Origin of the sequence: Paenibacillus sp. FSL A5-0031 (assembly GCF_001956295.1) — a bacterium.
Taxonomy (GTDB): Bacteria; Bacillota; Bacilli; order Paenibacillales; family Paenibacillaceae; genus Pristimantibacillus.
Genome location: NZ_MRTD01000047.1, coordinates 1 through 8,939, shown reverse-complemented (window position 1 = coordinate 8,939; position 8,939 = coordinate 1). Strand labels below are relative to the sequence as shown.

At 39.8% G+C, this 8,939-nt stretch carries 10 protein-coding genes; 6 read left to right on the top strand and 4 right to left on the bottom strand.

All coding sequences use genetic code 11. The annotated features are described in order from the left end of the window. Window positions 1–513: 513 nt before the first annotated feature. Entirely contained in the window at window positions 514–1,254 is a 741-nt protein-coding gene (locus tag BK120_RS34075; RefSeq protein ID WP_256711118.1) for a DNA-binding response regulator, read from the bottom strand. Window positions 1,255–1,557: 303 nt separating this feature from the next. Between BK120_RS34075 and BK120_RS34070 the strand changes: the two genes are divergently transcribed. From BK120_RS34070 to BK120_RS34045, 6 genes are all read left to right on the top strand, one after another. Beyond that, window positions 1,558–2,469, top strand: coding sequence for a Gfo/Idh/MocA family protein (locus BK120_RS34070; RefSeq protein WP_076271903.1), 912 nt, complete (start codon window positions 1,558–1,560; stop codon window positions 2,467–2,469). A gap of 14 nt (window positions 2,470–2,483) precedes the next feature. Continuing rightward, complete coding sequence (locus tag BK120_RS34065; RefSeq protein ID WP_076271902.1) at window positions 2,484–3,278, top strand: alpha/beta hydrolase; 795 nt, start codon at window positions 2,484–2,486, stop codon at window positions 3,276–3,278. A 216-nt stretch (window positions 3,279–3,494) separates the two neighbouring features. After that, window positions 3,495–3,863, top strand: coding sequence for a GntR family transcriptional regulator (locus BK120_RS34060; RefSeq protein ID WP_076271901.1), 369 nt, complete (start codon window positions 3,495–3,497; stop codon window positions 3,861–3,863). After that, complete coding sequence (locus tag BK120_RS34055) at window positions 3,860–4,738, top strand: ATP-binding cassette domain-containing protein (protein WP_076271900.1); 879 nt, start codon at window positions 3,860–3,862, stop codon at window positions 4,736–4,738. Before BK120_RS34060 ends, BK120_RS34055 begins: the two co-directional genes overlap by 4 nt. Beyond that, complete coding sequence (locus BK120_RS34050; RefSeq protein WP_076271899.1) at window positions 4,738–5,484, top strand: hypothetical protein; 747 nt, start codon at window positions 4,738–4,740, stop codon at window positions 5,482–5,484. Before BK120_RS34055 ends, BK120_RS34050 begins: the two co-directional genes overlap by 1 nt. 152 nt (window positions 5,485–5,636) lie before the next feature. After that, window positions 5,637–7,541 carry a sensor histidine kinase gene (locus BK120_RS34045; RefSeq protein ID WP_179089960.1) on the top strand — a complete coding sequence of 635 codons (1,905 nt, stop codon included), beginning with the start codon at window positions 5,637–5,639 and terminating at the stop codon, window positions 7,539–7,541. A gap of 45 nt (window positions 7,542–7,586) precedes the next feature. On the opposite strand, the gene BK120_RS34040 is transcribed toward BK120_RS34045, so the two are convergent. From BK120_RS34040 to BK120_RS34030, 3 genes are all read right to left on the bottom strand, one after another. Next, window positions 7,587–7,829 carry an NHLP leader peptide family RiPP precursor gene (locus BK120_RS34040; RefSeq protein ID WP_076271898.1) on the bottom strand — a complete coding sequence of 81 codons (243 nt, stop codon included), beginning with the start codon at window positions 7,827–7,829 and terminating at the stop codon, window positions 7,587–7,589. Between the two features lie 545 nt (window positions 7,830–8,374). Then, window positions 8,375–8,617: an NHLP leader peptide family RiPP precursor gene (locus BK120_RS34035; RefSeq protein WP_076271897.1), complete on the bottom strand. Its 243-nt coding sequence runs from the start codon at window positions 8,615–8,617 to the stop codon at window positions 8,375–8,377. Window positions 8,618–8,687: 70 nt separating this feature from the next. Then, a partial coding sequence (locus BK120_RS34030) for an NHLP leader peptide family RiPP precursor (RefSeq protein WP_256711117.1) occupies window positions 8,688–8,939 on the bottom strand: 252 nt, incomplete at its 5' end.

Sequence of the window (8,939 nt, the reverse complement as noted above, 5' to 3'; positions counted from 1 at the left end):
TGCGAACAAATAGAACTAAAAACTAGTCTAATTTTCATTACTTATCCTCGAATATGACTCAAATGCACGAAGTCGTTGGTAATAGCACTAGAAATTAGTTCTATATCCGCCAAACTGACCAAATGCGAACAAATAGAACTAAAAACTAGTCTAATTTTCATAACTTGTTCGCCAATATGCCTCAAATGGACGATATTGTTGGGAATAGCACTAGAAATTAGCTCTATTTCCGCCAAACTGACCAAATGCGAACAAATAGAACTAAAAACTAGTCTAATTTTCACAACTTGCCCTCCAAATTGCCTCAAATACACTAAGTCGTTGGGAATAGCACTAGAAACTAGCTCTATTTCCGCCAAACGGACCAAATTTGCAAAAAAATGCGAACAAATAGAACTAAAAACTAGTCTAATTTTCATTACTTATCCTCGAATATGACTCAAATGCACGAAGTCGTTGGGAATAGCACTAGAAATTAGCACTATTTCCGCTATGTGTTTTTAATTTCCAGTATTATATAATCAATTGAGCAACTTTCGACGATATGCGGTAGGTGCGTATGCGTTTATGCCCAGAGGCTTGTTCGAGCAGTCCCTGCTGCAGCAGATGCTGCAAGTATTTACGTGCTGTGCAGTGGCTAACACCTAGAAGATGCTGCACTTCCTTGGGAGTAAAGGTTGATTCCCGCTCACGTTGCTGTCCCCATCTTAGAAGTTCTCGATAGGATGCAGGTAACGGTAGAGCCAACTTTTCGGAGCTTTCGAGACCATACAATTTCCCGAGCAACTGTTGAAGAAACTGCTGGCATTGTCTAGGCCGCTCACCGATGTCGTCATAGGAGAAACGCACTACAATCCAGTTATCCAGCACAAGCTGGTTTTGGCGAATGCGATCATCTGAAAATTTTCGTCGAGACGCTTGTTTGTGATGTGGCCCGTATCCGTCAATTTCGATAGAAATTCGATAAGGTGGGCGAACATAAGCAAAGTCGAGAAAGCGGCTGCCATCGCGATAATCATTGATCTCATATTCAGGATGCAAATAGTCAAAGCTGCCGAGTACAGGCCACCATATATGAATTGCAAATAGCTGCTCGCCATGATCATCGCGCTCTTCTAATCGGCGTCTGCGTTCACTTGTAGTCTTGCGCAGTTCAGTATGCATCGCAATCCACCTCGTGTATGCTTGTTTCACTTTGTCCAAATGAACCAACCCACCTTCATTCCCACTAGCAGATACAATACGATTCACCATACGTAACATCCCACCCCATCCTCATAAAATAAAAAAACACCGCCCCACCACGAACGAATGTCCGTAGTACGAGCGGTGTGCTTCACCTAAATTAATAGTAGCCGAGCAGCGTTCAACTGTCACTAGACTTAAACAACCTATTCGCATGAGTAGCTGGATTTATTTATCTGGTACTATAATTTTCGTATTCAAATGCCAGCCTACGCAAATAAGTGTATAGTTTAGGGAGCGAGTTAAATGGATTATTGCTAATAGCTTGATGTAATCCTGTCAATAATGAAACTTATGAAGAGGTGGTTGAAAATGACCAAACCGCGTATTGGTATGGTTGGACTTGGAGGAATTGCACAAAAGGCCTATCTTCCTATTTTATCGAAAGCTATAGACTGGAATTTTGTTGGGGCTTTTTCACCTAATGCAGAGAAGCGTAAGGTAATTTGTGAGCAGTACCGAATTTCATCCTATGGAAGCTTACTCGAGCTGGCTGACCGCTGCGATGCTGTTTTTGTACATAGCGCTACTGACACTCATTATGAGGTAGTGTCAACTCTGCTCAAACAGGGTAAGGATGTATATGTGGATAAACCGCTGGCAGTTACTTTGCATCAGGCAGAGCAGCTTGCGGAGCTCGCAGAAAAGTTAGGCAGGAAGCTGATGGTTGGCTTTAACCGTCGTTTTTCCCCTTTATACATAGAAGCAAAGGACCGAATGACGGACACGGCATGGATTCGTATGGAGAAACATCGGACGAATTCAGTTGGTCCGCAAACCGCAGAGTTTACGATGCTTGACGATTATTTGCATGTAGTTGATACAGCACGCTGGCTTGCAGATGGGAAGGCGACTGTGATGAACGGCGTCGTTAACGTTAACGAGTATAATCAGCTGCTTTATGCACAGCATCACTACAGTACACTCGGCGGTTACACGTTATCGACTGCGATGCACCGACACGCAGGAACGAACTTGGAGCAGCTCGAAATTGTATCGGCAGGCGAAATTATTCGTGTAAAAAATATGAGTTTGCTCGAAGTAGAGCGTGACGATACAGTAACACAAACGTTGCCGCCATCTTGGCAAACGACTCTGAAACAGCGAGGTTTTGAGGATGCTGTTCTTCACTTCATTCAATGTATCGTACAAGATAAGAGTCCAAGCGTGGATGGTGAAGAAGCTCTGAAATCACAAAATCTGCTAATGAAGATGCTGGAATAAAGGGAGTGCACGAAATGAGTCACGATTCGAAGGCATTGGCAAAACCGAAGCAAGCGCGGAAAAAGAGGGTGCTTATATGGACGTTAGCCATTGTTTTGGTATTACTATTATCACTGGCTGTCGCGTATCAAATGATGGTTTATTCACCATCTGCTGAGGCTAAAGCTGCGATGAAGAGCGATGAACAAGTTACGGTCAGCATTGGACAAGCAGGCTATCGCTTTGAACCGACCGCTGGAGCTGCCGGAATTGTTCAGCCTAATGTTATTTTTTATCCAGGTGGATTAGTGGATCCGAAAAGCTATGCTCCTTTAGCTCACAAGCTCGCTGACGCTGGTCACCGTGTGTACATTGCAAGTATGCCGCTTAATCTTGCTTTAATGGGGCAAAACAAAGCGGATGATTTTATTGCTGAGCATCCAGAGGAAAGTTACGTTATAGGCGGCCACTCGCTTGGCGGTGTTTTTGCTTCACGATATGCTGCGGAGCATTTGGATCAACTTGAGGGTATCTTTTTCCTTGCGGCCTATGCAGAAAAAGCTGGAACACTTGAAGATGCTAAGCTGCCAGTATTGCAAGTCACTGCGTCTAATGATGGCGTGTTGGACTGGGAGGCATGGGGCAAAGGAAAGCGGTATATGCCTAGCTCAACGCAGTATGTCACGATTGAAGGAGGGAATCATGGTCAATTTGGTTCCTATGGCACGCAAAAAGGGGATCGACCAGCAAGCATTAAGCCGGAGGAGCAGCTGGAGCAAGTAAGCAATGAGCTGATCGGATGGATGAAGGGAATTCAAGCAACCAAATAACGGATTGTCCAGTTACTAGGACAAACGTACTGCTTTTCATAAGATGACAAGAAACTGTCTCACGGTTAATAACCGGAGGCAGTTTTTTTTGTTCTCAACGTTTAGTCCAAAAAGTCTGTATGACTTGCTGTAATGAAATAGGCTTGACATTTATTGGTCGCGGTTGTATGGTTAGTTACATAACTAATGAACCATGTAACCTAAAGGGGTGATGACGTGTTTGATGATCGAAGTCCCATTTACCAACAAATAGCAGACAAAATTAAAGACGACATCATAAGTGGCATTTTGCAAGAAGATGAGCAGGTCATGTCAACAAACCAGTATGCTGCATTTTATCGTATAAACCCGGCTACAGCAGCGAAAGGCTTTCATTTATTGACGGAGGAAGGCATTTTGTATAAGAAAAGAGGGATCGGCATGTTTGTAAATGGCGAAGCTAGGCAATTGCTGCTGGCACAGCGCAGAGATCGTTTTTTCGAAGAGGTTGTCGATCAAATGCTTGCGGAAGCTGAGAAAATTGGTGTCCCTCTTGCAGATATCATTGGTCGCATCGAACAAGTGAAAGGGAGGACTGACGTATGACGCTAGGTATCGAAGTGAATCAATTGGGGCAGCGTTATGGATCATTTTCAGCGCTGCACAATATTTCGTTCAAGCTCGAGGGTGGCAAAATATACGGTTTGCTCGGTAGAAATGGTTCTGGAAAAACCAGTCTATTATCGATCATAGCCTCCTATCGACAGCAATCAGATGGTGAAATAACGATAGATGGTGAAACGCCATTCGAAAATGCACGCATCATGGAGCAAGTATGCTTTATCCAAGAAAGCGGCCATATGCCGGACACTTTATACGTTCGTGACGTATTAAAGCTTTCGGCTAGCTGCTGGCCCAATTGGGATGCAAACTATGCGGATCGACTCATTCGTCACTATGAGCTCCCGATTAAGAAACGTATATCTACCCTTTCGAGAGGAATGAAGTCGGCGCTTGGCGTGACGATTGGTCTTGCTAGCCGCGCACCGGTTACGATTTTTGATGAGGCTTATCTTGGCATGGATGCTCCGTCCCGCTATACCTTTTATGAAGAGCTGCTTAATGATTATATGGAAACGCCACGTACTTTCATTTTATCTACGCATTTAATTGAAGAAGTAGGCAATTTGTTTGAAGAGGTGCTTATTTTGGATAAAGGTCGCCTAATCATGCATGAGGAAACAGATACGCTGCGGGCGCGAGGCTCATCTATTACTGGACCGAGTGAAAGCGTGGATCGTTTTGCAGAAGGTTTGACGGTGCTTGGGGAGCAGAAGCTTGGTAAAACGAAGTCGGTTACTGTGTTCGGAGAGCTCACTGATGTGAAGCGCAAGCAAGCATTAGCAGCAGGGCTTGAACTTGGTCCTGTATCACTGCAAGATTTGTTCGTTCATTTGACGAAGAAAAGAGGGGATGAATAATGAGCAGCAAGAGAAAACATCCCGTGCTTAATGTGGCACAGCATATGATGTACACCTTTCGGTGGACGATCTTTTTTTATTGGGTCATATTTATTCTGATCTATATTGGTATAGGTATTTTGACGAATGCTGAGGCTATAGTAGGACCTGATTTTGAAGGGCAAGAGGTTTGGGAAAGCACGACCATATCGCCGAGAGTATTTCTGCTTGTCATTGGCATACTGCTGACCCCTGCATCGCTCGCAAGTTTTGTTTCCAGTGGAGTAACGAGAAAGCACTTTATTGGAGGCGTGAGTTTAGTACTAGTCCTATTTTCAGCCATATTCGCCCTTATATTAACGATAGGGTATCCCGTCGAGCAATTCATTTATGACAAAAACAATTGGACACTAGAGCTGAACAATCCGCATTTGTTTTCATCTTCTTTAGAGCTCGGCTGGATCTTTTTTGAATATTTCTGTTTGTTCTTTGCCTACTTTGGCAGCGGCTGGCTCATTGGCTCCGGATTTTATCGTTTTAATTGGAAAATAGGCGTACTAATTTCAGTTGCTGCGCTGCTGCCAATGATGGCGATGGAGGCTGTTCTATCGTCAGACTGGATAGGCAATCTATTGCAAACTGGATTAGAGGTAGAACGAGCATCGCTAGCAGCAGTCATTATTCTTGCCTTTGCTGTCATGCTGTGTATTGTAGCCTTGAATTTTATGATGCTTCGCCGCGTATCGATAAGAAAAAAGTTATTTTAATCCAAGTATTCAAGCCGTTTCCAAAGATCGTAACGATCTTTGAAAACGGCTTTATTTATTTTGTCAACAACCAAATTTTTGAAGGAGGCTTATCGAACATTGTCGAAATATAGTATGATATGAGCATTAACATTATCGAGTTTTTGAGGTGCATGATGAAAGTACTACGTAAATTTTTATTGATCTTCGTGTTTTTGCTCTGTATTGTTACTCCTTTTTTTGCTACGGCTTCTTATGCCATATCGGGTGCACCAAACGTCGAGATTACAGAGTGGGAAATGATGTGGGAAGCAGATCCAACCAGCACAGTCCAAAATGCAGCATCGAGCGCAAGAGCAGGAGATTGGCAACCTTTTTCTTATGGTGAAAAGTTACCAGTTAAACCAGTAAATATTCAATCCGCATGGCTTAGGTTTCAGCTGCCTGATTATGATTTGGCAAGACCAGCGTTACTAATAAGCAGGCTTACTGCTAAGGATGTTTCAATATTTATCGATAATAAGCTCGTTTACGAGTCAAAACGGAATTATCCTTTTAATAAAAATGAGATCATTTTGTCTGTAACGGAAAACGAAGCAAATCACATGGTCTATATTCTATTGCATACGGATTCAAGTTGGTTAGGTCTAAAGAAATCAATTATTGTTGGTGAACAGCAGTCACTTAGTACGCTTTTTATGAAAAAAGAAATGTTTGACGTTTTTATTGGAGCATCTCTTTTGATCATTTCACTTGCGATGTTGTTATGTTTTATATTTCTGAATAAATCTTATTTAGAAGGTTTAAACTCACTTTGTGTCATCATTTTTTCAATAGGTTTAATGATTCTTACCACATCTCCCTATCTACATATGGTATATAAGGACTACGGTTTTGAATTATATTTCATGTTTGATATTGGTTCTAATCTATTAATGCCTTCTGTTTTCTTCTTTTTCGAGAAAATATTCGGTAGAGGTCCGTTTGGGCTCATTACTGGGTTTAGAAAGCTGCTAGTTGCTATGTCAACAATATTGATTACATTATCATTTTGTTCGCTTATTTTTGAGGAGATTACAAGTTACTATAAAATAATTTCAACGTTGACTTTTGGTGTAATTATTATTTTAGGAAATATATTGTTATTAGTATTTCTAATCAGACTTTGTTTACAGAGAAATAAAGAAGCAATCATTATAACAGTAGGTTTTTGTGTTTTTGCAGGAATTGGGGTTTTAGAGGTAATATGGTATTTTGTTGAAAATAAGAATTATGATTTATTTTTATGGAAATGGGGAATTTTTAGTTTTATTGCTGCACTTATTGTTATTCTAGCAAGAAGAATACTGCTAAATTACGAACAGGTTGTAAGCTACTCTAAGCAACTCGAGGTATTCAATAATGAATTACAACGATCAGAGAAAATGGAAATAATAAGTCAGCTAGCTGCGTCTGTGGCACATGAGGTTCGTAATCCGCTACAGGTGACAAGAGGTTTTCTTCAACTACTTGGGGAAAAATCAACAAGCGATAAAGAGAAAGGCTACATGGCTTTAGCTATCGATGAACTGGACCGGGCTTCTGAAATAATTACTGATTTTTTAACGTTTGCGAAACCCCAGTTGGATAACACGACGATTTTAAATATAGCGGAAGAAATAAAGAAAATTGAGGCGATATTAGTCCCTCTTGCTACGATGCAGGGAGGAGTTATTAAAGTAGATTTATCATCTGATCTATATGTTCGCGGAAATTCATCAAAATTAAAACAAGCTTTAATTAATATTATTAAAAACAGTATTGAGGCTTTACATACTGATGGGGTTATCATCATTCGAGCATATCAGGATGGGTCTCAGAACGTTGTCATATGTATTAAAGACAATGGTGAGGGGATGAATGAAACAGACCTCAAAAAGTTGGGTGAGCCATACTATTCCAAAAAAACGAAAGGAACAGGGTTAGGCTTGATGGTAACCTTTCGTATTATTGAGATTATGCAGGGAAAGGTAGAGTTTTTTAGTACGAAGGGTGTAGGTACTGAAGCTATTATTCACATTCCAGTTGCAAAGAAATAGCGCTAGCTGCCCTAAAATGAGCAGATTAGCGCTTATTTTTTTAATTTATTCCCACATTGGTACAGCTACTTGTTCTTCGCTCTTAACATCTTTGGGATTTTGCGGTATAACCAAAGATACTTTATTTTCCGATTCTTCAACAACTTCTACTTCAATTGTATCCGGAATTTCGATTCCAAAAGCTTCTTTAACGGCTTCTTTCGGATTGGCGATTAGTTGTTTCTTGAATTCGGGATCCTCCCAAGCTTTTTGAATGATTTGATCTCTTAATGATTGTTCTTTGGACACAATGATCACCCTTCCGAATATGTATAAGTTTACCAAATTAAGTCTATCATAACTTATCGACAAAATCTACTTTATAAACTTATTATTCGACAAAAAATAATTCTAATGGTATAGGATAATAGTTTTAGTTTATATTTCGTAAGACCCTAGCGAAAAGAAGAACATTGGAATCACATATGGTGCTTCCAATGTTCTTCTTCAACAATTCATTTTAGTCAACTGGAAATAAAGTGAGAGGATTATTGCCACATTGGTGCACTAACTTTGATAATTGTTTTTGTGGTTTTTGAATTTAATGAAATGACACAATAAAGTTTGATAAGTGTCTCTTATACAGTTTCTAATTCGATTTTAAACATTTACACCAAAAGAGTTCTTAAGTGCTTTTATAGGATTAATTAGAAATTGCTCTTTGAATTCGGCGTTTTTTTTAGAAAAATTAGCATGTTAAATGAGCCTATCAAAAAAAGAACATTGGAATCACACTTAGTAATCCAATGTTCTTTTTATGAATTTAAGTTAATAATATCAAGTTTAATGAATAATCATTGCCACATGGCACCTAATTTAGGTTCATTTGCTTTCATAACTGATGGTTTAGGGGGAATAAGTAAGTAAAATTTTCGAGTTGTTTCACCCAACACATCTACTTTGATATTCTCAGGGAATTCAATGCCGAAAGATTTTCTCATCGCTGCTTTGGGATTTGCCATTAATTCTTTTTTGAAGATATCATCTTCTAAAGCTTTTGAGATAATTTGTTCTTTAACTGAAAGATCGGAAGACATAAAGATCATCCTTTCATTAGTAGTTAGAGAGGTTATACATAGACATAAAAGTTAAATACTAAAAAATGAATCAAGGCCAAGCTGCTGCATTAACTGGTTCTCCATTTACATTAAGCTCAGTCGGTTTTGGAGGGATAACAAGGAAAATTTTCCGTGAAGTTTCACTTACAACATTAATTTCTAAACTTTCAGGAAATTCGATGTCGAAAGATTGTTTCATTGCTGCTTTGGGGTTAGTTAATAATTCATTTTTAAAGTTATCATCTACTAAAGCTTTTGAAATAATTTGTTCTTTTACTGATAAGTTGGAAGACATAAAGTT